Source organism: Halalkalibacter sp. HAAS-P014 (assembly GCF_056619965.1).
In genome coordinates, this window is the sequence record NZ_JBWQTV010000002.1 from 262,317 (window position 1) to 284,463 (window position 22,147).

28 protein-coding genes are annotated in these 22,147 nt (G+C 36.4%); 17 read left to right on the forward strand and 11 right to left on the reverse strand.

The window, feature by feature from the left end; all coding sequences use genetic code 11:
- Positions 1-75 precede the first annotated feature (75 nt).
- Positions 76-792: a Crp/Fnr family transcriptional regulator gene (locus AC1FXZ_RS02040; protein ID WP_480050512.1), complete on the reverse strand. Its 717-nt coding sequence runs from the start codon at positions 790-792 to the stop codon at positions 76-78.
- Positions 793-969: 177 nt separating this feature from the next.
- Here AC1FXZ_RS02040 and mobA point away from each other — a divergent pair, with 177 nt between their 5' ends.
- The 7 genes from mobA (at position 970) to AC1FXZ_RS02075 (ending at position 7,261) form a co-directional block, all read left to right on the forward strand.
- Positions 970-1,584, forward strand: coding sequence for a molybdenum cofactor guanylyltransferase (gene mobA, locus AC1FXZ_RS02045; RefSeq protein WP_480050514.1), 615 nt, complete (start codon positions 970-972; stop codon positions 1,582-1,584).
- Positions 1,585-1,768: 184 nt separating this feature from the next.
- Positions 1,769-2,905: an MFS transporter gene (locus AC1FXZ_RS02050; RefSeq protein ID WP_480050516.1), complete on the forward strand. Its 1,137-nt coding sequence runs from the start codon at positions 1,769-1,771 to the stop codon at positions 2,903-2,905.
- Positions 2,906-5,041 (forward strand): formate dehydrogenase subunit alpha, encoded by a 2,136-nt coding sequence (gene fdhF / locus AC1FXZ_RS02055; protein ID WP_480050518.1) that lies wholly within the window; start codon positions 2,906-2,908, stop codon positions 5,039-5,041.
- Positions 5,042-5,057: 16 nt separating this feature from the next.
- Positions 5,058-5,600: a 4Fe-4S dicluster domain-containing protein gene (locus AC1FXZ_RS02060; RefSeq protein WP_480050520.1), complete on the forward strand. Its 543-nt coding sequence runs from the start codon at positions 5,058-5,060 to the stop codon at positions 5,598-5,600.
- Positions 5,601-5,615: 15 nt separating this feature from the next.
- Positions 5,616-6,149: a QcrA and Rieske domain-containing protein gene (locus AC1FXZ_RS02065; RefSeq protein WP_480050522.1), complete on the forward strand. Its 534-nt coding sequence runs from the start codon at positions 5,616-5,618 to the stop codon at positions 6,147-6,149.
- Positions 6,142-6,333: a hypothetical protein gene (locus tag AC1FXZ_RS02070; protein ID WP_480050524.1), complete on the forward strand. Its 192-nt coding sequence runs from the start codon at positions 6,142-6,144 to the stop codon at positions 6,331-6,333. Before AC1FXZ_RS02065 ends, AC1FXZ_RS02070 begins: the two co-directional genes overlap by 8 nt.
- Before the next feature lie 217 nt (positions 6,334-6,550).
- Positions 6,551-7,261, forward strand: a complete 711-nt coding sequence (locus AC1FXZ_RS02075) for a Crp/Fnr family transcriptional regulator (RefSeq protein ID WP_480050526.1) — start codon at positions 6,551-6,553, stop codon at positions 7,259-7,261.
- 201 nt (positions 7,262-7,462) lie between these two features.
- On the opposite strand, the gene yhfH is transcribed toward AC1FXZ_RS02075, so the two are convergent.
- The gene (gene yhfH, locus AC1FXZ_RS02080; RefSeq protein WP_480050528.1) at positions 7,463-7,597 is read right to left on the reverse strand and encodes a protein YhfH; all 135 of its coding nucleotides are present in this window, start codon (positions 7,595-7,597) and stop codon (positions 7,463-7,465) included.
- Between the two features lie 245 nt (positions 7,598-7,842).
- On the opposite strand from yhfH, the gene AC1FXZ_RS02085 reads away from it, so the two are divergent.
- The 3 genes from AC1FXZ_RS02085 to AC1FXZ_RS02095 all read left to right on the forward strand — a co-directional run bounded on the left by AC1FXZ_RS02085 (position 7,843) and on the right by AC1FXZ_RS02095 (position 10,535).
- Positions 7,843-8,136 carry a Dabb family protein gene (locus tag AC1FXZ_RS02085; RefSeq protein ID WP_480050530.1) on the forward strand — a complete coding sequence of 98 codons (294 nt, stop codon included), beginning with the start codon at positions 7,843-7,845 and terminating at the stop codon, positions 8,134-8,136.
- A gap of 256 nt (positions 8,137-8,392) precedes the next feature.
- Positions 8,393-9,292, forward strand: coding sequence for an ABC transporter ATP-binding protein (locus AC1FXZ_RS02090; RefSeq protein WP_480050531.1), 900 nt, complete (start codon positions 8,393-8,395; stop codon positions 9,290-9,292).
- Positions 9,285-10,535 carry an ABC transporter permease gene (locus AC1FXZ_RS02095; RefSeq protein WP_480050533.1) on the forward strand — a complete coding sequence of 417 codons (1,251 nt, stop codon included), beginning with the start codon at positions 9,285-9,287 and terminating at the stop codon, positions 10,533-10,535. The genes AC1FXZ_RS02090 and AC1FXZ_RS02095 overlap by 8 nt, the downstream gene beginning before the upstream one ends.
- A 48-nt stretch (positions 10,536-10,583) precedes the next feature.
- On the opposite strand, the gene cbiQ is transcribed toward AC1FXZ_RS02095, so the two are convergent.
- From cbiQ to AC1FXZ_RS02115, 4 genes are read right to left on the reverse strand one after another with little or no spacing between them, the layout of a single operon-like run.
- Positions 10,584-11,330, reverse strand: a complete 747-nt coding sequence (cbiQ, locus tag AC1FXZ_RS02100) for a cobalt ECF transporter T component CbiQ (RefSeq protein ID WP_480050535.1) — start codon at positions 11,328-11,330, stop codon at positions 10,584-10,586.
- Positions 11,331-11,356: 26 nt separating this feature from the next.
- Complete coding sequence (locus AC1FXZ_RS02105; protein ID WP_480050537.1) at positions 11,357-12,190, reverse strand: DUF4198 domain-containing protein; 834 nt, start codon at positions 12,188-12,190, stop codon at positions 11,357-11,359.
- Between the two features lie 20 nt (positions 12,191-12,210).
- Positions 12,211-12,624: an Ig-like domain-containing protein gene (locus tag AC1FXZ_RS02110; protein WP_480050539.1), complete on the reverse strand. Its 414-nt coding sequence runs from the start codon at positions 12,622-12,624 to the stop codon at positions 12,211-12,213.
- Positions 12,625-12,656: 32 nt separating this feature from the next.
- The gene (locus tag AC1FXZ_RS02115; RefSeq protein ID WP_480050541.1) at positions 12,657-13,259 is read right to left on the reverse strand and encodes a CbiM family transporter; all 603 of its coding nucleotides are present in this window, start codon (positions 13,257-13,259) and stop codon (positions 12,657-12,659) included.
- 267 nt (positions 13,260-13,526) lie between these two features.
- Between AC1FXZ_RS02115 and AC1FXZ_RS02120 the strand changes: the two genes are divergently transcribed.
- Positions 13,527-13,736 (forward strand): spore germination protein, encoded by a 210-nt coding sequence (locus AC1FXZ_RS02120; protein WP_480050543.1) that lies wholly within the window; start codon positions 13,527-13,529, stop codon positions 13,734-13,736.
- Positions 13,737-13,811: 75 nt separating this feature from the next.
- On the opposite strand, the gene AC1FXZ_RS02125 is transcribed toward AC1FXZ_RS02120, so the two are convergent.
- Positions 13,812-14,297, reverse strand: a complete 486-nt coding sequence (locus AC1FXZ_RS02125) for a hypothetical protein (RefSeq protein ID WP_480050545.1) — start codon at positions 14,295-14,297, stop codon at positions 13,812-13,814.
- A gap of 187 nt (positions 14,298-14,484) precedes the next feature.
- Here AC1FXZ_RS02125 and AC1FXZ_RS02130 point away from each other — a divergent pair, with 187 nt between their 5' ends.
- The 3 genes from AC1FXZ_RS02130 to AC1FXZ_RS02140 all read left to right on the forward strand — a co-directional run bounded on the left by AC1FXZ_RS02130 (position 14,485) and on the right by AC1FXZ_RS02140 (position 17,132).
- Positions 14,485-14,943 (forward strand): Hsp20/alpha crystallin family protein, encoded by a 459-nt coding sequence (locus tag AC1FXZ_RS02130; RefSeq protein WP_480050547.1) that lies wholly within the window; start codon positions 14,485-14,487, stop codon positions 14,941-14,943.
- Between the two features lie 124 nt (positions 14,944-15,067).
- Positions 15,068-16,222, forward strand: a complete 1,155-nt coding sequence (locus AC1FXZ_RS02135) for an agmatinase family protein (RefSeq protein ID WP_480050549.1) — start codon at positions 15,068-15,070, stop codon at positions 16,220-16,222.
- Between the two features lie 88 nt (positions 16,223-16,310).
- Positions 16,311-17,132: an ATP-binding cassette domain-containing protein gene (locus AC1FXZ_RS02140; RefSeq protein ID WP_480050551.1), complete on the forward strand. Its 822-nt coding sequence runs from the start codon at positions 16,311-16,313 to the stop codon at positions 17,130-17,132.
- Positions 17,133-17,182: 50 nt separating this feature from the next.
- On the opposite strand, the gene AC1FXZ_RS02145 is transcribed toward AC1FXZ_RS02140, so the two are convergent.
- The 4 genes from AC1FXZ_RS02145 to AC1FXZ_RS02160 form a co-directional block, all read right to left on the reverse strand.
- Positions 17,183-17,908, reverse strand: a complete 726-nt coding sequence (locus tag AC1FXZ_RS02145; RefSeq protein ID WP_480050553.1) for a hypothetical protein — start codon at positions 17,906-17,908, stop codon at positions 17,183-17,185.
- 68 nt (positions 17,909-17,976) lie between these two features.
- Positions 17,977-18,210 (reverse strand): hypothetical protein, encoded by a 234-nt coding sequence (locus AC1FXZ_RS02150; RefSeq protein WP_480050555.1) that lies wholly within the window; start codon positions 18,208-18,210, stop codon positions 17,977-17,979.
- A 26-nt stretch (positions 18,211-18,236) separates the two neighbouring features.
- On the reverse strand, positions 18,237-18,458 hold the full coding sequence (locus AC1FXZ_RS02155; protein WP_480050557.1) for a spore germination protein: 222 nt from the start codon (positions 18,456-18,458) through the stop codon (positions 18,237-18,239).
- 213 nt (positions 18,459-18,671) lie between these two features.
- Complete coding sequence (locus AC1FXZ_RS02160; protein ID WP_480050559.1) at positions 18,672-18,896, reverse strand: spore germination protein; 225 nt, start codon at positions 18,894-18,896, stop codon at positions 18,672-18,674.
- Between the two features lie 207 nt (positions 18,897-19,103).
- Here AC1FXZ_RS02160 and AC1FXZ_RS02165 point away from each other — a divergent pair, with 207 nt between their 5' ends.
- The 3 genes from AC1FXZ_RS02165 to AC1FXZ_RS02175 all read left to right on the forward strand — a co-directional run bounded on the left by AC1FXZ_RS02165 (position 19,104) and on the right by AC1FXZ_RS02175 (position 22,120).
- Entirely contained in the window at positions 19,104-19,523 is a 420-nt protein-coding gene (locus AC1FXZ_RS02165) for a LysM peptidoglycan-binding domain-containing protein (RefSeq protein WP_480050561.1), read from the forward strand.
- A gap of 158 nt (positions 19,524-19,681) precedes the next feature.
- Positions 19,682-20,845 (forward strand): LL-diaminopimelate aminotransferase, encoded by a 1,164-nt coding sequence (locus AC1FXZ_RS02170; RefSeq protein ID WP_480050563.1) that lies wholly within the window; start codon positions 19,682-19,684, stop codon positions 20,843-20,845.
- Between the two features lie 201 nt (positions 20,846-21,046).
- On the forward strand, positions 21,047-22,120 hold the full coding sequence (locus AC1FXZ_RS02175; RefSeq protein ID WP_480050565.1) for a D-alanine--D-alanine ligase: 1,074 nt from the start codon (positions 21,047-21,049) through the stop codon (positions 22,118-22,120).
- Positions 22,121-22,147 lie beyond the last annotated feature (27 nt).

Here is a 22,147-nt window from a genome sequence, read left to right on the forward strand (position 1 = left end):
AAGTAAAAAATAAAAACGAGGATGTCTCAAAAGGTTGTTTTTTACCTTTTGAGACATCCTCGTTGAGATATCCCTCTACATTCTACATATTTCAAGGGGGCAATTTTCACAATGACAAATATCCTTTAACGCATCTAAGTCGTGTATAAGAAGGTAACCTTTGTCTTGACCTATAATCCCTTTTGAACGTAAGTCAGAAAGCATACGGTTAACGCTTTCTCTGGTAGCGCCAATATATTCACCAATTTGCCCGTTTTTAACCTTTTTAGTAATTCGAATATCGTTATTATATGTTTCACCATACGAATTAGCCATCCGAATTAGTGTAGAACATAGAGCACCTAGCTTGCCATGGAAAGTAAGGTCACGAAGTTTTGATTGTGTGATTTGGTTTAAAAGTGATGTCCATTTTAAAAATTCTACAGCAATTTCACCATGTTGCCAAAGAAGAATTTCTAAGTCTTTTTGTTGAATAAAACCAATCACACAATCTGTTACTGCGTGTGCATTGTAACTATAATTAATAGACATAAAACTACTTAACTCACCGAATAAATCACCTTCATCAAACATATTCAAAATATATTCTTTTCCATCAGAAGATGTTTTTGTTAATTTAACATTTCCTTTTTTTATATAGAAAAGTTTATCTGCAGTATCGCCTTCCCAAAATAGGAAAGTATCTGCTTTAACTTCTTGTTCATACATAATTTCTCTCAGTGCAGTCAATGTTTTTTCTGATAAATGATATGTGTTTTGATTAATGCTCCGTTCTAACGTTAGTTCTGTCATGAAAACTCCTCCTAACAACCAATTAACTACATTATATATAAAAGGCACAAAGAAAAATGTGATAAAAATCACACCATGAGTATTTGTGAATTTTGTTCATAAATTCTAGCTGTGACACTTTTAACAGTTATTATCTCGGTTTACTTTTATAGTTGTAAGTAAAGGGGGGTGAAACCTATGCAGTTGACTGGAGTAATTTTAGATAGTGAAACTCATAAGTTGGAGGGCGATCAATTAACGAGCTTTGTTAAAATTGGTGAGAAAACTTTAATCGAGAAACAAGTCATGGAGATGAAAAAGATTTGCAACGAAGTCATCCTTGTAACAAATAATCCGTACGATTATTTGCCCCTGCTCGGTAATTCAATTCGTATGATTACCGATTATTATAAAGGGGCTGGATCGCTAAGTGGCTTACATGCAGCTTTCTCATTAGCTAAAAATGAGGCATTATGGATTGTTACATCGGACATGCCATATCTTTGTGCTGATGTGGTTTCTTATATGGTGGAATTGAAAAGGGAAACAGGTGTGCAAGCCATCGCACCAGAGTGGAATGGGAGTTTGCATTTATATCATGGTTTATATGATCGTTCCTGTATAGAGGCGACTAGAGAGTTAGTAGAAAAAGAAGAATTTGGTTTAATGAAGATATTAGAAAAAGTCACATTTAAAGTATTAAACGTAGATACGTTAGAAAAAGGAGACAAATTAAAACCTTTTCCATTTCGGGTTGTAAGCAATTTGGATTATCAAAAAGTCATGCAACTTGATAAAGAACAACTCAATTAAAAATATGTCGATATAACGAGAGACCTGCTTATTTTAAAAGGGTATCTCGTTTTTTATTATAGAATTGTCTAGATATTGAACGATCAAGTAGTTTTTTCTAAGTGTGATAAACATCATAGTTTACTATACTGAAAAAATCTAGAATGGCACTATAAAACAAAAAGTTGTCATAAGGAGTAAAAAAATGAGCCAGTTACAAAAATCATTTTATTCAAAAGCAAGTATGTATTCATTCCTCGTCGTCATGGTATTAATCTTTCTAATGTGGATCGGCACTGGACAGTTTTCTCATGTTGATATCATGTTGTTCGGTTATTTGATTTCTTCTTTTGTTTTTGCAATTGGAATGACGATTCGTATAAGTGCATGGGCAATAAGACCAGCAACGCATCAAGTAATAAAGAGAAGTTTTAGTAATATAAAGAATAAAAAAAGAGTGAAACGGAATTGGAAAGCAATTATCAAGACATTTGTTGATAATATTCTACTTCAAAAATTCATCTTCAAACGTGGAATCTATCGAGGAATTATGCATTGGCTCATTGCTTGGGGCTGTATCGGATCATTTGCAATTACATTTGGGCTAACATTCGGTTGGGTGCATTTTAAATTGATAGATCCCGAAACATACCAAATTGTCGTGATGGGAATTCCGACTATAGCGATGGCTGCAAATGGGTTATTGGCGAAGTTAGTGTATGAAGGGTTAAATATTACTGCCCTTATGGTGTTAGGTGGAGTTACGATGGCTTTAATTAGACGATCAAAAAATCAAGATGTCAAAGTGACTCAACGTGTAGAGTTTGATTTGCTACCGTTATATATTCTTCTTTGGGTTACTGTATCAGGATTGTTCTTAACTATTTCTTACAAATTTTTAGGTGGCTGGATGCACTCATATTTGGCTCTAATTCATCAAATTACAGTTGTCATTTTCTTAGTGTATTTTCCATTTGGAAAACTGTTTCACCTTCCAGTAAGGCCACTTGCGACAGCTGTCCCGATGAATTACCAAGAAGAAATAGGGATTGATACAAGAGAATGCAAGTCTTGTAACACTCCATATAGCAATGATGATCAAATATCAGATGTAAAAGATATTCTTGCAGTTCAGAACTTTGATCTCAAGTTAGAAGATGGCTCTTATCTAGCAGACTACTGTCCAAGTTGCCGAAGAAGAATTCGTGTTATGAAACAGCTAAATCTTGAGTCACATTTACCTTCACCAAGTGGACCGATCCGAACAAATAACGGTATTCATATCCCGGGATTCGGACAAAAAAGAGAAGATTCTTATTATAAGAAAACGGGGGACGAATAAATGAGTGAGTACTTAGTAAAAGACGGTGTAAAAAACCTACAGCATAAAGGGGAAAAGTTGGTCACAACACACTGTAGTTATTGTGGAATGCAGTGTGGGATGCATATACGAGTTCAAGAAAGTACGGGGAAAATTGTTGGAGTGGAGCCGAGATATGATTGGCCAGTAACACGTGGAAAGCTTTGTCCGAAAGGGGTAACAGCGTATCAACAAATTGATCACAAAGAACGTATTAAACAGCCCCTAATCAAGAAAAATGGAAAGTTCGTAGAAAGCAGCTGGGAAGAAGCTTTGTCATTAATCGCTTCAAAATTTACAGAATTACAAACTCAATATGGAAAAGATTCTGTTTCAGTTTTTGGTGGCGTGTCAATGACGAACGAAAAGTGTTATTTAGTTGGTAAGTATGCTCGCGTAGCTATAGGAACTCGTTTTATCGATTATAATGGTCGCTTTTGTATGAGTTCTGCTGCTGGGGGATTTATGAAAACACTAGGTATCGATCGTGGTTCGACATTGCCATGGACTGAGCTAGAACATACAGACTGCTTTTTAATTGCAGGATCTAACACAGCAGAATGTCACCCGACTAGCATCCAATGGTTCTGGAAAGCGCGAGATAAGGGAGCAAAAATGATTGTTATTGATCCCCGAGAAACACCGACAGCTCGACTGGCTGATATACATCTTGATTTAAAAGCCGGTACAGATTCGGCTCTTGCTAATGGTTTACTGCACTTGATTATCGAAGAAGGGTATGTAGACGAAGAGTATGTAGAAAAACGTTGTAATAACTATGAAGATTTAAAGAAATCTGTAGAGGTTTTCACACCGGAATATACTTCAGAACTAACAGGAATTGCCGTTGAGAAAATTGTGAAAGCAGCTCATATCTTTGGACGTTCACCTAAATCTGTCGTAATGTTTGCCCGTGGTGCTGAACAACAATCAAAAGGCGTCGATAATGTAACTCTTTATACATCATTAGCTTTACTTCGTGGACAAATTGGAAAATTTGCATCAGGAGTGGCTACCTTTACTGGTCAAGGGAATGGACAGGGTGGTCGTGAACACGGACAAAAATCTGATCTTCTTCCAGGTTATCGTAAGCTCACCGATCCTGAAGCAGTCAAATATATTTCAAAGGTTTGGGGGATTAAACCTGAGGAAATGCCTAAGCCTGGTGTTTCGGCTTATGAAATGTTTGACGAAATACAAAAAGGCACGATACGAGCAATGCATGTCGTCTGTAGTAATCCTGCTGTTTCTGCGCCGAATGTTGAATATGTATGGGACAGCTTAAAAAAACTTGACTTTCTAGTTGTAAATGACTTATTCCTTTCTGAGACTGCAGAATTTGCAGACGTTGTTTTGCCTGCAACATCATGGGCGGAAGATGAAGGAACGACAACGAATCTTGAAGGAAGAGTTATTAGGATTCGTAAAGTGGTCGACCCATTGCATCAGTCAAAGCCTGACTGGGTTATTCTAAGTGAAATTGCAAAGAAACTTGGAAAAGGAAAACACTTTGAGTATCAAAATCCAAGAGAGATTTTTGAAGAACTTCGTGTAGCAACAAAAGGTGGGAAAGCAGACTATTCGGGTATTACGTATGAAAAAATTGACCGTGAAGATGGTGTATTCTGGCCATGTCCATCAGAAGACCACCCTGGAACTCCTGTCATGTTTACAGACAAATTTGGTACCGAAAATGGAAAAGCAAATCTACCTTCAGTTGCTTGGAAACCCGCAGATGAGGTGCCGACTGAGGAATTCCCTTACACGTTAACAACTGGACGAGTAGTGTTTCATTATTTATCAGGAACGCAAACGCGAAGAATTGACTTTCTTATGGAGCAGTGTCCAACTCCTTATGTGGAAATCCATCCGGAACTTGCTAGCCGCTATCAACTGAATAACAAAGATACCGTGAAACTCACAACTCCAAGAAGTGATATGAAATTGGAAGTACGTCTAACCAAAGCTATTCGAAAGGATACGGTCTTTGTTCCGTATCATTGGGGGAAAGAGCTTGCGGTTAATAAACTTACAAATCCAGCTCTTGATCCAACTTCACGAATGCCAGAGTTTAAGGTATGCGCTGTGAAATTAGAAAAGTGTAATGATGTTAATTAATTAGGGGGATGTTCCTATGAATAAAATTATGTATCTTGAATTTGAACGATGTATCGGCTGCCGCGCTTGTCAAGCGGCATGCCGAGAATGTGGAGACCATGACGCGAAAGAGCGAAATTATGTTGAATATATTGATTTTACCGAAAGCCGACAAACATTTCCGATGATGTGCATGCAATGTAAAGATCCTGCTTGTGCAAAAGTATGTCCTGCAAATGCTATTCAAATAACAGATGAAGGTGTCGTTCTATCTGCGATGGAAGAAAAATGTATCGGTTGCCGAAATTGTACATTTGCTTGTCCGTTTGGAATTCCTAAATTTGATTTTGAGGAAAACAAAATGTATAAATGCGACATGTGTTATGATCGCTCCAAATATGATATTGCACCAATGTGTGCGTCAGTATGTCCATCGGAAGCGATCCGATTTATTGATTTCGATGAGATGCAAGAATTACGAAGACGCCGGACACAAATGAATTTAATAGAAGGCAAAAAACCAAGCGAAAACGATAAATGGAAGTACGTACCTGAATTTTTTGGAGTGTATTCTGATTAGAGAGGAGGTTCAATTATGAGTGAGCGGACAAAATGTAAACGCGAAAAACACCAAAGCAAAGAAGATATGATGAACTTAACAGATAACGTTAGTCGTTTTGACGATTTGAAATTTAATAGAAGAGCTTTTTTGAAAACCGCAGTCGGGGCAACTGTCGCTATTGGCCTTTCGACATTACCTTTCTCAGTTAAAGCTTTTTTAGGAGAATTTGATGAAGAGATAGAGCTTTTCGAAATAACAAAACTAGATGCTTTACCTAAAGGCTCATCGATCACGTTCAATTACCCAACTGATAATGACCCAGCTCTTTTGGTTCATACAAAAGCAGGAGAGCTTAAAGCATACAACAGTGCTTGTACACATCTCATGTGTCCTGTATTCTATGAAAAGGAAAGCGAAGTATTGTTATGTCCTTGTCATCAAGGGTATTTTGACTTAAATAGTGGTCATCCAACAGCAGGGCCTCCTCAACGTGAGTTACCTCTGATTGAATTAGAAGTTCATGATGGAGTCGTATATGCAGCCGGAAGGAAGATTCGCCATGGCTAAAAAAATTTGCTGGGGTATTATATTTTTAACTTTGGCATTAAATGTTGTTATGTTGCAATGGACCATTGAAGCATATTTAGGATTAGAGTTTGAACTTGTTTTTCGTTATACAGTGATTGCACTCATTTCTTCGGTTGTTGCGTTAGTAACAATGTTTAAGTGGAGAAAAATTGAATATAAATAAAAGTTGAAGCCTGTATTTTCATTCAGGCTTCTTTGTTTTCTTATGGAACCTTGGATAATGCTAGAAACACTGAATAAAATATGAAAACTCCTCCAAAATAATAACAAAGTTTTTTGTTTTGAGAGTTTAACACTGTTGTTATAGTGAAAATAAATTTACATCCTATTACATAGCTGTTAGGATAGATGAAGCTAAACTATGGAAGTGAGGGTGTTACATGGGAAAACAAGAACTAAATAAGACTCGTTTCTTGGAACAATTATCAGAAGAAAATAAACAACTAATGCTTAGTAAAGGAACGAAGATTAATGTGCAATCCGGTTCAGTTCTTTTTTCCGAAGGAGATGCCCCAAAATATATTTATTTAATTTTATCTGGTCTTATTCGGTTAAGTAAGTTGACTGCAGATGGGAAAGAATTTTCAGTAAGCCTTCTTCAAAAAGACGAATTAATCGGGGAGGCAGCAATGTTTAACGAGCTAGCTGTAACAGTAACAGCTACTGTTGAAGAAGACGCGCACTTAATACGGTATGAACGAAGAACGATTGAGGAATTATTTATCGAAAACGGTGAGTTAGCCGTTGCTTTTATGAAGTGGTCCTCAATCCAAAACCAATCAACACAATCGAAATTTCGAGATTTATTATTATGTGGAAAAAAAGGTGGATTGTACTCGACACTTATACGTTTTAGCAATTCATACGGAGTTAAGCATCAGCACGGGATTTTAATTAGCGTTAATTTAACGAATGTTGAAATCGCCAACTATATTGGCACTACGCGTGAAGGTGTGAACCGGATGATGAGCGACTTGAAAAAAGAAGGAATTATTCATTACGAGGACAATCGGATTGTCATTCGTGATATTCAATTTTTAAAAGAGTTTTTGCAGTGTGGAGATTGCCCAGTTGAGATATGTACAATATAAAAAAGTAAGCAGCCATTAAGACGATTCCTGATGGCTGCTTTTCTTTTACGTACTTAGACATTTTTGTTCTTTCGTTAACAAATTAGCGATAGAAGTCGGATCTTATATTGAATTGTAAATAATAGTAATCAAACTAGAAAAAAGCCGACTAATTATGAAGTCGACTTTTTCGGGTTTCCTGTATTACAACAGTTGGTGCTATTAATTATGATCGATAAGTCTTAAGCATTTGTCGCATTGATTCAAGTAGCATTCGTGCATTTCATCCATTGAAGTCCCACAATCAGTGCATTTTTTTGGCTCGATATTTCTAAAGTATTCAGGTGTTGGTGTCATTTGTAATCCCTCCAAATGTTTTGTTGAGTTAATTGTATTATAACAGTTTATAAAAATCAATACTGTTTTACAATAAATTTTAAAAATTCTTTTCTTTTTTATCGTGTATGATTTTTTTGTTGTATAACACTTAATCGAGTACGGCAACTACAGTGATTGTTACCTATTCTAAATTATTGCGATTGCATACATTGTTCGTTAAAATAAAACAGGAGAAAATAAAGAATAGGAAGAAGGAATTCGCCATGATTAATCGTACCGTACTTATAAAATTTGCAGATACTACAACTCCTGAGCAATTACAGGATGTTATTACTCGTTTTAAAGCGTTGGAAGACCACCTAACTGGAATTGTTGACCTTCAAGCTGGTCTGAATTTTGCAGAAAAAAGCAAGGAGTATCAAGTAGTCCTTACTGTGCGCTTTGAAGATAAAGAAGCACTTAATGCGTATGTGGAAAACAAAGAACATCAAGCAGTAGCTGCTTACATTAAAGAAGTAGGTAGAATCGATAGTATTGGAGTAGATTTTGAGCTCTAATCATAGTGCAAAACTCCATAGTTACGAATGTAGGCCAGTAATAAAGCTGTTGAAGTAATCATTACTGTTTGGCTTTGACTTAAAAGAAAAGGTGTAGCATTTGTTACACCTTTTCTTTTTGAAGTTTAATAAAAAATGAAACGTGTTGCTCTTTAATTCGTATTTGATAGTAGCTATAAAATGGAAGGAAACTTTAGTTCTCAATTAAGAAGAGCTAGGTCATTTAAACCAAAAAAGGTTGAAGGGGGATTATATAATGAGTTTGTTGCTAGAGAATGTTTCCAAACGATTTGGTAATTTCACTGCTGTAGATAATCTAACTCTAAAAGTTCCGACTCAAGAAATGTTTGGATTCCTTGGAGCGAATGGGGCAGGAAAAACAACTACATTCAGAATGATATTAGGTTTGTTGGATCAGACAGAAGGTAAAATAACATGGCAAGGTAAAGAGGTAAACTATTCAACTACTTCAAGAATTGGTTATTTACCAGAGGAACGAGGACTTTATCCTAAAATGAAAGTAAGCGATCAAATTGTTTATCTTGCTCGGTTACGAGGGATGAAAAAACAAGCTATTTTAAAAGAATTAGAAATTTGGCTCGACCGATTTAACATCCCTGAATATAAGCATAAAAAAGTGGAAGAACTGTCGAAGGGCAATCAACAGAAAATCCAATTTATAGCAGCTGTAATACATAAACCTGAGCTACTCATTTTAGATGAACCGTTTAGTGGGTTGGACCCTCTAAATGTTGAACTATTAAAAGATGCTGTAAAAGAAATGAAGGAAAATGGAAAAACGATTGTGTTTTCTAGTCATCGAATGGAGCATGTGGAGGAACTATGCGAGAACCTTTGTATTATGCACAAAGGATCACCAGTTGTGTTGGGAAACTTAAAAACGATTAAACGGTCATTTGGAAAGAAAAATATTTCCATCCATGCTGATTTTGATTTAAAGGCATTGGAAGATCTTCCTGGTGTGTTGAAATGGAAAAAAACAACAGAAGGAGTTCACCTGCAAGTTGAATCTGAATCTGTTGCCGAAAAGGTTTTTCAACATGTTGTTTCAAAAGGGTTTGTTAGGAAATTTGAATTAGAAGAACCGTCCTTACAAGACATATTTATTGAAAAGGTGGGAACTTCTTATGAATAGTTTTTGGATTATGCTTTCTCATGCGTATTTCTCAAAATTAAAAGCTCGATCATTTATTATTACGACCATCCTTCTAGCTATTGGTATACTAATTATGGCAAATATTGGTACGATAACAGGGGCTTTTCAAGAAGAAGATAGAACTTACCAGGTAGTCGTTCTCGACCACACAGATCAATTGCTACCTAAGCTCGAGGCCGAATTGAATTTAATTAATGAAAGTATTGAGCTGTTAGAAGAAAGCAATGCCGTTACAGAACTTGAAATGAATGTCGAAGAAGGTAAGTACGAAGGTTTACTAATTTTATCATATGGAGAAGATGAACTTCCTGAGGCGGTCTATAAGTCAACATCTTTGTCAATGAATGCCATTTCCTCAAGTATCCATACAGCATTGCAACATATTCATTCCACAGTTGCTGCCTCACAGTTAAATCTATCATCAGAAGAGTTAACATTACTAAACTCTCCGGTTAATTTTCAACAAGAAGCCATAGTTGAAGGTGCTAAATCAGATGAAGAATTAAATCAAGCAAGAGGGATCGTATACATCCTGTTATTTTTCATCTATTTCTCTGTCATTATGTATGCGAATATGATAGCTACAGAAGTCGCAACCGAAAAGTCTTCACGCGTAATGGAAATTTTAATCTCGAGTGTTTCTCCGGTGAAGCAAATGTTTGCTAAGATAATAGGGGTAGGGTTAGTGGGGTTAACTCAATTGACTGTCTTACTATTAGTAGGGTACTTTTCATTAATGCAAAATCAAGAGAATCTAGTCGGAGGATTCTTCGACGTATTTGGATTTACTGATTTATCAACATCTATTATTCTATATGCTATTATTTTCTTTTTGTTAGGATATTTTTTATACGCTACGTTAGCGGCTTTATTAGGATCACTTGTTAGTAGGATTGAAGATGTCCAACAAATGATCTTGCCGATGACATTTCTTGTTATGATTGGTTTTTTTATTGCAATATTTGGGTTAGGAGCTCCAGAATCAACATTTATCACGATTTCATCATATATTCCATTTTTCACACCAATGGTGATGTTTCTTCGAGTCGGCATGTTAAATATAGCTCCAATTGAACCTATATTAGGAATTATAGTATTGTTAGTTACAATCGTACTACTTGCTATATTTGGTGCAAAGATATACCGAGGTGGAGTACTAATGTATGGAAAATCCAATTCATTTAAAGATATTAAAAAAGCGATCGAGTTAACGAAAAAGTAATAAAAAAAAGGAAGGAGTTGATCTTTAACAACTCCTTCCCTTTTGGTTTTAGGCCAACATAATGAATCTCTCAAATCCAATTAGAAATCCAACAATTGTAATAGCTAATACTGTTTTCACAATATCGACATTAGTCACAACCTGCGGATTGGCAAAACGAAGCCTTCCGTTAAAGCAACGCGATGCCATTGCCTCGTAAACTTGATCTGATCGGTCTAATGATTTTCGTAGCAAACATCCGGTTAACTGTCCGTAAATTTTCAACTGTTTAAGTCCAATTCCACCTCGGAAAAAACGTGACTTTGCAGCAGTTTGCATCTTTTGAATATCGTCAAGAAATAAAAATACATAACGATAGGAGAGCATCAACACTGTTATTAATACTGGCGGTACTTTCAAGTGAGCAAGACTTGTCATGAATTGTTCAAGTGATTGCGTATCAAGAATTATGGTAATAACTGTCATGGAAGTAAAGGCTTTTAGGATCACTAAACTAGCGAAAGATACGTTTTCCATTGCCAGTGGGATACCTTGACCAAATAATAATGGAACAGTCATTAATAGAAGGAAAGGCAAAATGATTAAATACCTCTTTAGTAATAACGTGATAGATATCCCCATAATTAGTACAGCTAATACTGAAACGGAATAGGCAAGCAGAGCAATGGAAGGAGTTGTTAAGCTGATAACACCAAAGATATAAATGACAGCTGCTAACAATTTGGCACGAGGTTCCCAAACAACTGCCCAATTCGAAATACCTGCTAATTGTTCGCTTTCTCCATTATTTGTCATGGATTCTCACACCTTCGGGGATCGACCTAAGTCGTTTTTCCCTTTTTCTTTATAGTTAGTAATACGACAGAAGCTCCAATAAATAAACCAATTACTAAGGTAGCAATCAATGTCCAAATATTTGTTGCTGAACTCTCCTCTGGTTCAGATGTATCTAATAAAAGAGTGGAAGTTTGACTTAGAACTTCATATTCTTCACCATCAAGTTCTCCCTCTGTCTCTGATCTAACATTTGCTTTTAACAACCATTGTCCAGTAGATTCAAAGTTAAATTCAATAACACCATTACTATCTGTTATACCTTCTAAGATTTCACCATCTGGTCCGTATGCTGTTACTGTTGCATCAGGAACCTCCTGGCCATCTAATTGAACTATACCTCTAAATAATCCGGTAGTAAAATTTGAAAAACTAATTGTTGGGACTATTTCTAAGTCTAAGTTAATTGGTTCATCTGCAGTTGAAGCGCTACCTCCGACTTGGTGAATGACTTTGGCCATCTGATTACTTAACTGAGTCACTCCGTTATCAGGTGTATATGTACTCGGTTCCCTGACAGCCCAGAACGTATAATCTCCTTCGTCCGTGATAGGTACATATGAAACTGCATGCACGCCAATGCTCTCTATATCAAGTTGCTCCTCTTCACCGTTTGGGTATCTAACAAATAAATCGTATTGATCATGATCGGCGTTATCTACAAAGTCACTCAAATGTCCCCATAAAACATCTATTCTTAACTCTTCACCTTCAGTCTGTTCCTCTACTTGAATAAAAAGTTCATGGGCCGAAGTAGAACCTGGAAAAAGTAACAATAGTAATGAAAAAGCAAAGATAAAAATAGCGATATTTTTCTTCATATCGATTACTCACCTCTGTTTCAATTTCTGGTACGGAAAATAAAAATAGCCGCAACAAAGAGTAAGGCTGATAGTCCTAAGAATGTTCGAATTGCTAATGGCATTGATTCTAAAAAATTGGGATCCTGATCTACTATTAATGTGACTCGATGACCTAAACCATCATCAGCAACAAATCGATAAGGAGATTGTTCTTTATCGAAAGAAAAATAGCCATCCTGATCAACTTTTCCTTCTGTAAGAAGTGTTCCGTCCTGATGATAAACAGACACGTTAGCTAAAGCAGCGGTCGTTCCATCATCATAACGAACGAGTATTGTTCGGTCGTCATTTTGCTCAATTATCATCCTGTGAGCGTTAGCAGTTTCGGGAATCACAAGTATAGAAAGGATAAAGGTCCCTAAGAATAGTAAGGGCATTAGTATAGTGCGCATCGGTTTTATATATCACCTCCATTCTAAATTTGCTACTTAGTATCTAGTAGATCTGGTTTCATTGTATAGAGATGTTTCACTGCAAATGCGGTTAAAGTTCCTTCTAACAAGGCTAATGGGAAATAAGCTATGAGGACGATACGAATCACAGAGAAAACACCTTCTCCGTAACGTTGATCAGAGAAAAGTAGAAGGATAATTAGAAGGATAACTCCCAAACAAATCGCTAAAAATCCTGATATGAAACCTTTAAATAACAATGAAGTGTTTCTTAAAGGTTTAAATAAGAAATAAATGAATAAAGCAGGTATTGACATTAATAACATGTTTGCCCCAAGTGTAGTAATTCCACCATGTTGAAACAAAACAGCCTGTAGAATTAGTCCTATAAAAATACCAAGTGGTGCTCTTTTTCCCAATACTAGACCAAGAAATCCACCTAGAAGAGGGTGTACGGATGTAGGACCGATCGGGATATTTATTAAAGATGCAACAAAAAATGCCCCAGTCAAAAGACTGATTCTTGGAATCTCTTCCTCCCTTACTCCTTTTATTGAGTAAGCTAACACCCCAACTGCTCCAACAGTCGTTGTTATAGCCACCGGAAGACTAATAACACCATCAGCTATATGCATAAATCAATATCACCTCCCTTGTCTTTTGATTCTGATTCATTCGTTAGCATTTAAATCAACTATTATTTAAGGAGTCAATTATCTATATCAATGCCAATTATGAAATATGTTTGTCCAACCCAAAATTCTTTCATTGTATTTCAGAACGAAGCAGTCTTTTTATCGAAACATATAGACAACCATACATTTTGCAAGTAAGAAGACGCTCAACTATACAAGGTTGTCCGTTAGTACATAAATTAATGATAAGGAAGGGGGTAGGGTGAGATGAGAAAGCACGGACACAAAACAATCATTAACCATTTAACTGTTAATCATATTTCAGGAGGGGCTTCTATAAATTATGGTCCATCCATTCATAAAGGTCATCAGGCAAACCAAAAAATCAATGCAGGTGAGATTATCATTGGTGATGAATTTAACTTTGGATGTCCAGTTAAAAAAAATAAGGAAGAAGAAAATAATGATGATTTTTGATCGGCATCATTAAGAGGGGAGGAATACAACATCCAAGACAATCGGTTAGGATGTCGCATCATCCGTTCAACGTACCTACTTCATAAAATCATTAAAAAATTTCCACATTGGAGTTACCTGTTGATAAAAATTAATTGCCTTTCCAATTCCTCCTCCCATCATATTAAAAGGAAATCCTCCTATAGCGTTTGCCGCTTGCTGTTGATTAGGTGTTTGTTGCTCTGGTGAATGTGGTGAATTTCCTTGTTTTTGCGTCGTACCCCCTACTGGATAATCTTCAGGACCAAAAAAAGAACTTAAAAATGGATGATTCATTGATCCTTTATTAGGGATTCCTAAACTCATAAAAGAGGGATGGAATGGATTTTCAATTTGAAACGGTTGACCTGGTTGATTAGGCTCATGTGTTTGGTTAGCTCCTTGATGAGGGGGGACTTGCTTGAAAAAGTTTCCGAAAAAAGGGGTATTCATCGGAAGGTGTTGCATCCCATATTCAAAAGGGTTGAACCCCATCGGAGACATTGGTGGTTTCATTCGTTGGTTAAGGTGTTTAGGAAACATGTTCTTTTTCACTCCTCCATTTTTTCTATATAGTTGTTGATATCATAGTGTATGAACATAGGATTAATATGGAAGGGTAAATAACCAATTATAAGCAATTAAACAGAAACGAAAAAGTATTCATCAGTCACCTATTTATCTATATCTCATAAAATATATAAAGAAATTTTTATGAGGAGGGACAAAGGTGAATAAATATTGGCCAAATAATTGGAAAAAATCTTTGCCGAACTTTTTAGGAGAAGATTTTTTTTCTGCATTTGAAAATATGGATGTAGAGAATAATAGTAGTGGCGCGACTACCAATATCAACATGAATATATATGAATCTGGGCACGAACTACTTTGCGTTTTCGCTCTACCGGGGCTAAAGTTAGAGGATGTTGATATATATGTATATGAAAAGACTCTCGAAATAAGGGGTACGGTTCATATTGATTACAATGGGTTTCGCTTAGTACATCAAGAAATCCCACAGGGCCCAATACAACGTTCAGTTGAATTGCCATTTGCCGTACGTGACGATAAAGTCGAAGCATTATTTAAACGTGGACATTTATTTATTCATTTACATCGGTTATTTAGATCAAATCAGTCCAAAAACAAAGTAATCGTCCAAAACTTAGATAAGACCAGCAAAAAATAAAGCTGGTCTTTTTTATTGATGTAATAAGGGAATTCATTATGAATATATATGATGTTGGAATGGACTTCGACTCCTTTCAGCAAGATTTATAATCATCCTAGATTACGGAGAGAGGTGGTAGATAGTGGGCTTTTTTGACGATCATGGGCTGAGCTTCCGGAAGAAAAAAGCACTCGAAAGTGATAGGCAGTACGATTTATTAGGCCTTGAGCAAGCTGCAAAGGAAGCAAAAATTCCAGAAGTGGAAAACCAAAGGATTTTGGAAAGGTCACTAAAGTACGGGTTAGAAGCTGCTCCTTCTATTGGGGACCGTACCATATCGACGTTCACAAGGGAACCAAGACCTGCTTATGCAGGAATTCCTACTTTTTTACGAACCCCTTTTTTGGAAGATGTGCGTAAAGTAGGAGAATATGATGTAGCTTTTATGGGAGTTCCTTTTGATATTGGTACAACATACAGAGCCGGAGCAAGATTTGGCCCTGAAGCGATTAGGCGTATCTCAAAGCTCTACACGAGCTATAGCTATGAAAAGGGAGTTGATTTGGTTGAGTCATTAAACATGTGTGATGTCGGCGATGTATTTACCATTGCTAATATTGAAAAAAGCTTTGACCAAATTTTCAAAGCTGTTTCTCATGTTTTCGCTCAAGGGACATTACCCGTCATGCTCGGTGGTGACCACGCTATAGGCTATCCATGTCTGAGGGCAATTGCAGACAATGTCGATGGCAAAGTCGGCATAATCCATATGGACCGCCATTTAGACTTACAGGAAAAAGACATGGATGAACGTATGCACACAACCCCGTGGTTTCATGCAACAAACATCCCGAATGCTCCACCTGAAAATCTAGTTCAAGTAGGGATTGGTGGTTGGCAAGTACCTCGGGAAGCTGTTCAGAATGTAAGAAAATTTAATACAACAGCAATATCGATTATGGATATTGAACGGTTAGGGATTGAGAAGGTCGCAGAAATTGCTTTGGAAAAAGCATGGAAAGGAGCCAAAGCCGTTTATCTTAGCGTAGATATTGATAGCTTTGATGCTGGGTTCGTTCCTGGAACAGGCTGGCCTGAACCTGGGGGTTTTACACCGAGAGAAGGATTGAAATTCTTAGACTTAATTGCTCGGGAAGGGATTTGTGGATTAGAAGTTGTAGAAGTATCTCCTCCTTATGATATCAGTGATAAAACATCATTACTTGCTACGCGTATTATTGCTGATGTGTTGGCGTCAATGGTCGATGCCGGTAAGTTAGGGAAGAAATTTTCATAAGAACTAATCACTAGTTTTAAAGTGGAGGTGGCTAGTCGGATGCTAGTCACTTCTATATATCTAGGAAAGTTTATGTAGGAGGGATAAAATGGATGCTATCGAAGTTACCAATTTAACATTTGATTATCAAGATGGGACAACAGCTATTGAGGATATTACACTTCAAATACCTATTGGTGCTAAAGTAGCTTTGTTAGGGCCTAATGGAGCTGGGAAATCGACTCTTCTTCACCATTTAAATGGATTGAAAATGCCACAAGCAGGCAGTGTAACAATAATGGGAATCCCATTATCGAAAAAAACCACAAAAACGATACGTCAAAAGGTAGGTATTGTTTTTCAGGACCCTGATGATCAAGTCTTTTCTGGAACCGTTTTAGATGATGTAGAGTTTGGTCCACGTAATTTAGGGATGTCAGAGGAAGAAATTGAAGATGTATGTCGCGCGGCACTTGGTTCGGTCGGAATGTTAGAATTTAAATCAAAGGCGCCCTTTCATCTAAGTTATGGACAAAAAAAGAGAGTGGCCATCGCTGGTATATTAGCCATGAAACCTGACATCGTTGTTTTGGATGAGCCAATGTCTTATTTAGACCCCCAAGGACGAGACGACGTAGCTGCATTGCTACAAGGACTTAATTTTATGGGGAAAACAATCTTATTATCGACGCACGATGTCGATTTTGCTGCTTCTTGGGCTGACACGATTATATTAATGAAAGAAGGCCGGCTTCTTGCTGTAGGTGGACCTGAATTATTGGTAGATGAAGAGTGGATAAGAAAGGCGAACTTACATTTACCAGTAATCGCAAGACTGTTTCGTATGCTAGACACGAAGAAATTACCAAGGACAGAACAAGAAGCAGCTAGGATGCTGTATGAAATGCTTCAACCTAACAATACTGTATAATAATTTCCAAGTGAAATAATTTACAATTATGTTATTTATAGCGCGATCCATCAACCTTCATTGCCAAACTCTTGATCTTCCATTTCCTGTTCGAACTTTTCGGTATCGATATCATTGAACTGAATTTTTCCATTTTCATTTAATAAGTTTTTTAATTCTTCTGCGTCACCTAATGCTGTCATACCAATCATTAAATTCCCTGATAACTCTTCAACAGTCAATTCTTGAACTTTATAATTGATATTTTCAATATTAATAGGCTTGATTTGTTCAACTTGGTCTTTTAATTCTTCTTTCTCTTTTTCAACCAAATCTAACTTTTCACTTAGTTGAGTAATTTGCTTGTTCATTTTTTCAAGCAACAAGAGCGGATCTAGATGGCTAATGCTATCATAATATTGTTTATAGGCATTATTTTCAGGTACAAGATTGCCTTTAGTGCTATTTTGCTTGTCGCGATTTTGTTCCTTTTCTGTCTGTTTATTATGTTTTTCGATCACTTGTTTCTTTTTACTTCGCTTTTGATCGGATTGACTATGAGTTGGTAATGGCATGTGTTGCGCTGGGACCGTTTGATAATATGGATTGATTTGATATTCGTTTGTTTGGTAAGGGTTATAGGAATAGTAAGTAGAATGATAATTCGTATAATTTTGATCTGGATAGTACATGTGTTGTGGATAAGGAGTATATTGTTGTTGAAATGGATATTCCACAAATTGTGGATCTACTTGAGAGCCTGAAGGACATGACTGATTATTATACCAATAATACATACTATCCACTCCTTGTTAAACGTGAAAGCTTTGCCAATTTAACCACAATCAATTAAATGTATACTCAGTTAAGATTGGTCAGAACCTGGTGGCAACCCCATAACTGGAGCGTCAATCGCCGGCACAAAATCAACAAAGGGACTATTTTCCTCATTCTCATTTTCAGGTTCAATTTCTTCATAGTTGGGTTTTGGAAATTGAGCACTTGTAGCTCTGTTTTGTGCCAAAACTGTTTTCCCGATATTCAAAGAGCCAATTGTACTAATTGAATTTATACGTATATTTCTAATATTTATTTGCATTACAATCAGTCCTTTCGCGATACTCATTAAACCTGTGATTGTGGTTGATCAGCAACATCAGGATCATTCACCATATTAGCATTATTGAATTGAAGTGGAGAGAAGTTTGCATCTCCAGCCTGAGCATAACCAACGTTCATCTTCACATTTGCCTGATGTCCTTTATGCAATACGTTACCAAAGTTCACTGAGGCATTGTTGGAGGCGTTATTAATTCGAATGCCGAAGATATTATTTATATGTGTCACCTTTATACCTCCTATTCATCATTCATATTGTAATCGTATGCCTATTGACCTGCCTATGACACAGCGAAATTCTTCAATATTTGTATAGTATGTAGTACTAATGAAAGAAGTGCATAGAAATACTGTAATGATGTTTACTTCAATAAAAAGAAAAACAGAATGAAACGAATAAATCCGCTAAATTCTGTTTTTTTTAATTGATATATAAATATTTTAAACTTGCCCTTGAGCTTGGTCGACGATGTCAGGGTCATTTGTAAAATTGGCATTGTTAAATTGTAATGGGGAAAAGTTCGCATCTCCTGGCTGAATGTAACCGGTATGGCTTTTGACATTAGCTTGATGCCCTTTATGCAAGGCATTCCCTAAGTTCATTGACGCGTTATTAGAAGTACTGTTAATACGAATGCCAAATATATTATTCATATGTGTCCACATGAGAAATTCTCCTCCTTAGATGGTTGATTCTAGTTTGCGTGTTAAACGTGTAGTTTTATATAGACTCATCGTCATACTATGCGTTGTCACTAAATAAGTGCCTGCATATTAATATAATTTTCCTTAAGTAGAAAATAGCAAAATTGGGTTAAATGAATACACATATATTGCTATGCTATTAGATTATAAAATAAGGAGGCAATAAAATTGAAAATTTATGTAACAAGTGAAGGTGAGTCGTTATATGATGTAGCCAAGAGCTGCAACGTACAAGTCGAGGTTTTACAGTCATTGAATCAACATATTCAAGACCCCTCCTATATCAAAGGAGACACTCATATCACAATTCCGTCAGTTATGGGGATTGACCAAATAATAAAAGATGATAAACACCTGAAAACCAAAGGAAATGTCTGCGCATATGTACAAGATGAACCTGTACACTATCATAAGGTGAATATTACGCATTGGCCATCACAGGATTACACGCACCCTCATCCAAAGAATGGAACTCATGCTGCAGAGATGTTCAACCAACCGTCAACGTATCATCAACCTTCCAAAACGATCAATAACCAGCCACCTAGTTATTATTTTCCGAAACATTACAAGGGACATAGAAGCTAAATGAGAATATATAAAAGTCCAATAGAAACGTACTTTTGGTTTCTATTGGACTTTCGTTTTATTTTCAAGATAGTTAGACGGAAAACGAATAATTCTAAGGAAGAATCTGTTATAATATTTTTTTAACGTACATTTGGAGCAAGAAGTGAGGTATAAAGATGTCTTTCACATTTTCAAATAAAATGAAAGCTTTTCAAACGAGCATTTTTACTGAATTAGCCACATACAAAAAACAAAAAATTGAAGAAGGCTACAATATAATTGATTTGAGTATTGGCAGTCCTGATTTGTCGCCCCCTAAGTTTGTGATGGAAGAGATTGCTACTAAAGCAAAAGACCCTTCGTTATATCGCTATTCATTGGAAGGCACTCCAGAATTTCTCGAAGCAGTTTCTCGCTATTATTTACGTCAATACAATGTTGCGATTTCCTCAAACAATGAGGCATTAATGGTTATGGGATCACAAGATGGCTTAGTTCATCTGCCGACTGTATTAACCAATCCTGGTGATGTTATTTTAGTACCAAATCCAGGTTATACGGCATACACAGCAGGTATTTCTTTAGCCGAGGCACAACCCTATCCTATGCCAATTAAAGAAGAGAATCATTTTCTACCTGATTTAGAAAAGATACCGGAAGAAATCAGAATGAAAGCAAAATTGATGATTTTAAGCTTCCCTGGAAATCCTGTTCCAGCTCTTGCGACGAAAGAGTATTTCAAGAATGTAGTGATATTTGCTAAGAAATATAACATTGTCGTACTTCATGATTTTGCTTATTCTGAACTGTATTATGAAGAGAAACCTATAAGCTTTTTATCGATTGAAGGAGCAAAAGACATTGGAATTGAATTTAATTCTCTATCCAAAAGTTTTAATATGGCAGGGTGTCGCATTGGTTATGTAGTGGGCAACAAGAATGTGATCGAGGGACTAAATCGCTTGAAATCTAATCTTGATTTCGGTGTATTTTTACCGATTCAGCATGCTGCGATCCGTGCGTTAGACAACAACACTGATTTCAGTGAGAACTTACGAAACATTTATAAAAAACGTCGTGATATCTTTGTGAATGGGTTACATCAGTTGGGTTGGTTGGTTGAACGTCCGAGGGCTTCGATGTTTATTTGGGCCAAAATCCCCAAAAATATTACTTCAACTGAGTTTACCTATAAATTAATTGATGAGACAGGGATTGTAATGATTCCAGGAGTTGCATTCGGCTCAGAGGGTGAGGGATACGTGCGTATTTCTCTAGTTCAAAGTGAGGAACTCTTACAAGAGGCTGTACAACGATTAAAAACGAGTACACTGTTTTAAAATGTATCTCCTTATTGAAAGTCTATAGCTTTTTGTTTTGTAAGGATTTAAGCAAGCAGTATAATACATACATATAAATATGGAATAGAGTGAGATTAGACTAGTGTTAAAAAGAAGATAGTAGGTATGCGAACGATTTGTTCTGTCCTATATTAAGAAATGGTAAACTTAAAAGTACAATACATGATGGAGGGTTTTTACATGAAAACTAAACTTGGGTTGTTATATGGTGGTAAATCTGCTGAACATAAAGTCTCAATGCAAACAGCTTTAGCTGTTATCAATGCATTAGACCATAATAAATTTGAAATTCACCCGATTTACATTACAGAAGAGGGACAATGGATGAAAGGCCCTTTATTGACTGGACCAGTTCAAAGTGTAAAAGAATTAGAATTTAAAGGGGAAACACTTCCTCCAACAGCGTTAGCTTCAACTCTATTTCAGGCAACAGAACAACAAGAATCATTTGATGTCGTTTTTCCTCTTCTTCATGGACCAAATGGTGAAGACGGAACCGTACAAGGATTATTAGAGCTCCTTAACCTTCCTTACGTAGGAAATGGTGTCTTAGCCTCATCGGCAGGTATGGATAAAGTAATTATGAAAAATATTTTTGCTCAAGCTGGATTGCCTCAAGTGAATTATGTATGGTTCATTCGCAGTAGTTGGGAAAATGCCAGTGAAGAAACATATGAAAAAGTTGAGAGTGAGATAGGCTATCCTTGCTTCGTAAAACCTGCTAACCTTGGATCGAGTGTAGGGATTAGTAAATGCACAAATAGAGAAGAATTAGCGACTGCATTTGAAGAAGCATTCCAATTTGATCGTAAAATTATTATTGAAGAAGGAGTTACTGCTAGAGAAATCGAATTTGGTGTTTTAGGGAATGATGCCCCAGAATGTTCTGTTGCCGGTGAAATTGTTCCGAAAGTTGAGTTTTATGATTATAAAGCAAAATACGAGGATGGCAATACAGCTTTAGTTATTCCAGCAGAAATAACTAAAGAAGAAAATGATCTGTTAAAACAAATGGCGATTGAAGCATTTCAAGCCCTCGATTGTTCAGGTTTAGTGAGAGCCGATTTCTTCTTAACAAAAGATGGGAAAGCATATATTAATGAAGTCAATACGATGCCAGGATTTACCCCGTTCAGTATGTTCCCGTTACTTTGGAAGCATACTGGAGTGGATTATCCAAAACTAATTGAACAATTAGTTGAACTAGGAATCGAAAGACATAGTGAGAAACAAAAAATTAAACATACGTTCTAAGGTATACGTTATCCATAAAGTAAATTA

Coding starts and splice junctions, on each gene's coding strand:
- AC1FXZ_RS02040 (WP_480050512.1), bottom strand. CDS start 792: ATGACAGAACTAACGTTAGAACGGAGCATTAATCAAAACACATATCAT.
- mobA (WP_480050514.1), top strand. CDS start 970: ATGCAGTTGACTGGAGTAATTTTAGATAGTGAAACTCATAAGTTGGAG.
- AC1FXZ_RS02050 (WP_480050516.1), top strand. CDS start 1,769: ATGAGCCAGTTACAAAAATCATTTTATTCAAAAGCAAGTATGTATTCA.
- fdhF (WP_480050518.1), top strand. CDS start 2,906: ATGAGTGAGTACTTAGTAAAAGACGGTGTAAAAAACCTACAGCATAAA.
- AC1FXZ_RS02060 (WP_480050520.1), top strand. CDS start 5,058: ATGAATAAAATTATGTATCTTGAATTTGAACGATGTATCGGCTGCCGC.
- AC1FXZ_RS02065 (WP_480050522.1), top strand. CDS start 5,616: ATGAGTGAGCGGACAAAATGTAAACGCGAAAAACACCAAAGCAAAGAA.
- AC1FXZ_RS02070 (WP_480050524.1), top strand. CDS start 6,142: ATGGCTAAAAAAATTTGCTGGGGTATTATATTTTTAACTTTGGCATTA.
- AC1FXZ_RS02075 (WP_480050526.1), top strand. CDS start 6,551: ATGGGAAAACAAGAACTAAATAAGACTCGTTTCTTGGAACAATTATCA.
- yhfH (WP_480050528.1), bottom strand. CDS start 7,597: ATGACACCAACACCTGAATACTTTAGAAATATCGAGCCAAAAAAATGC.
- AC1FXZ_RS02085 (WP_480050530.1), top strand. CDS start 7,843: ATGATTAATCGTACCGTACTTATAAAATTTGCAGATACTACAACTCCT.
- AC1FXZ_RS02090 (WP_480050531.1), top strand. CDS start 8,393: ATGAGTTTGTTGCTAGAGAATGTTTCCAAACGATTTGGTAATTTCACT.
- AC1FXZ_RS02095 (WP_480050533.1), top strand. CDS start 9,285: ATGAATAGTTTTTGGATTATGCTTTCTCATGCGTATTTCTCAAAATTA.
- cbiQ (WP_480050535.1), bottom strand. CDS start 11,330: ATGACAAATAATGGAGAAAGCGAACAATTAGCAGGTATTTCGAATTGG.
- AC1FXZ_RS02105 (WP_480050537.1), bottom strand. CDS start 12,190: ATGAAGAAAAATATCGCTATTTTTATCTTTGCTTTTTCATTACTATTG.
- AC1FXZ_RS02110 (WP_480050539.1), bottom strand. CDS start 12,624: ATGCGCACTATACTAATGCCCTTACTATTCTTAGGGACCTTTATCCTT.
- AC1FXZ_RS02115 (WP_480050541.1), bottom strand. CDS start 13,259: ATGCATATAGCTGATGGTGTTATTAGTCTTCCGGTGGCTATAACAACG.
- AC1FXZ_RS02120 (WP_480050543.1), top strand. CDS start 13,527: ATGAGAAAGCACGGACACAAAACAATCATTAACCATTTAACTGTTAAT.
- AC1FXZ_RS02125 (WP_480050545.1), bottom strand. CDS start 14,297: ATGTTTCCTAAACACCTTAACCAACGAATGAAACCACCAATGTCTCCG.
- AC1FXZ_RS02140 (WP_480050551.1), top strand. CDS start 16,311: ATGGATGCTATCGAAGTTACCAATTTAACATTTGATTATCAAGATGGG.
- AC1FXZ_RS02145 (WP_480050553.1), bottom strand. CDS start 17,908: ATGTATTATTGGTATAATAATCAGTCATGTCCTTCAGGCTCTCAAGTA.
- AC1FXZ_RS02150 (WP_480050555.1), bottom strand. CDS start 18,210: ATGCAAATAAATATTAGAAATATACGTATAAATTCAATTAGTACAATT.
- AC1FXZ_RS02160 (WP_480050559.1), bottom strand. CDS start 18,896: ATGTGGACACATATGAATAATATATTTGGCATTCGTATTAACAGTACT.
- AC1FXZ_RS02170 (WP_480050563.1), top strand. CDS start 19,682: ATGTCTTTCACATTTTCAAATAAAATGAAAGCTTTTCAAACGAGCATT.
- AC1FXZ_RS02175 (WP_480050565.1), top strand. CDS start 21,047: ATGAAAACTAAACTTGGGTTGTTATATGGTGGTAAATCTGCTGAACAT.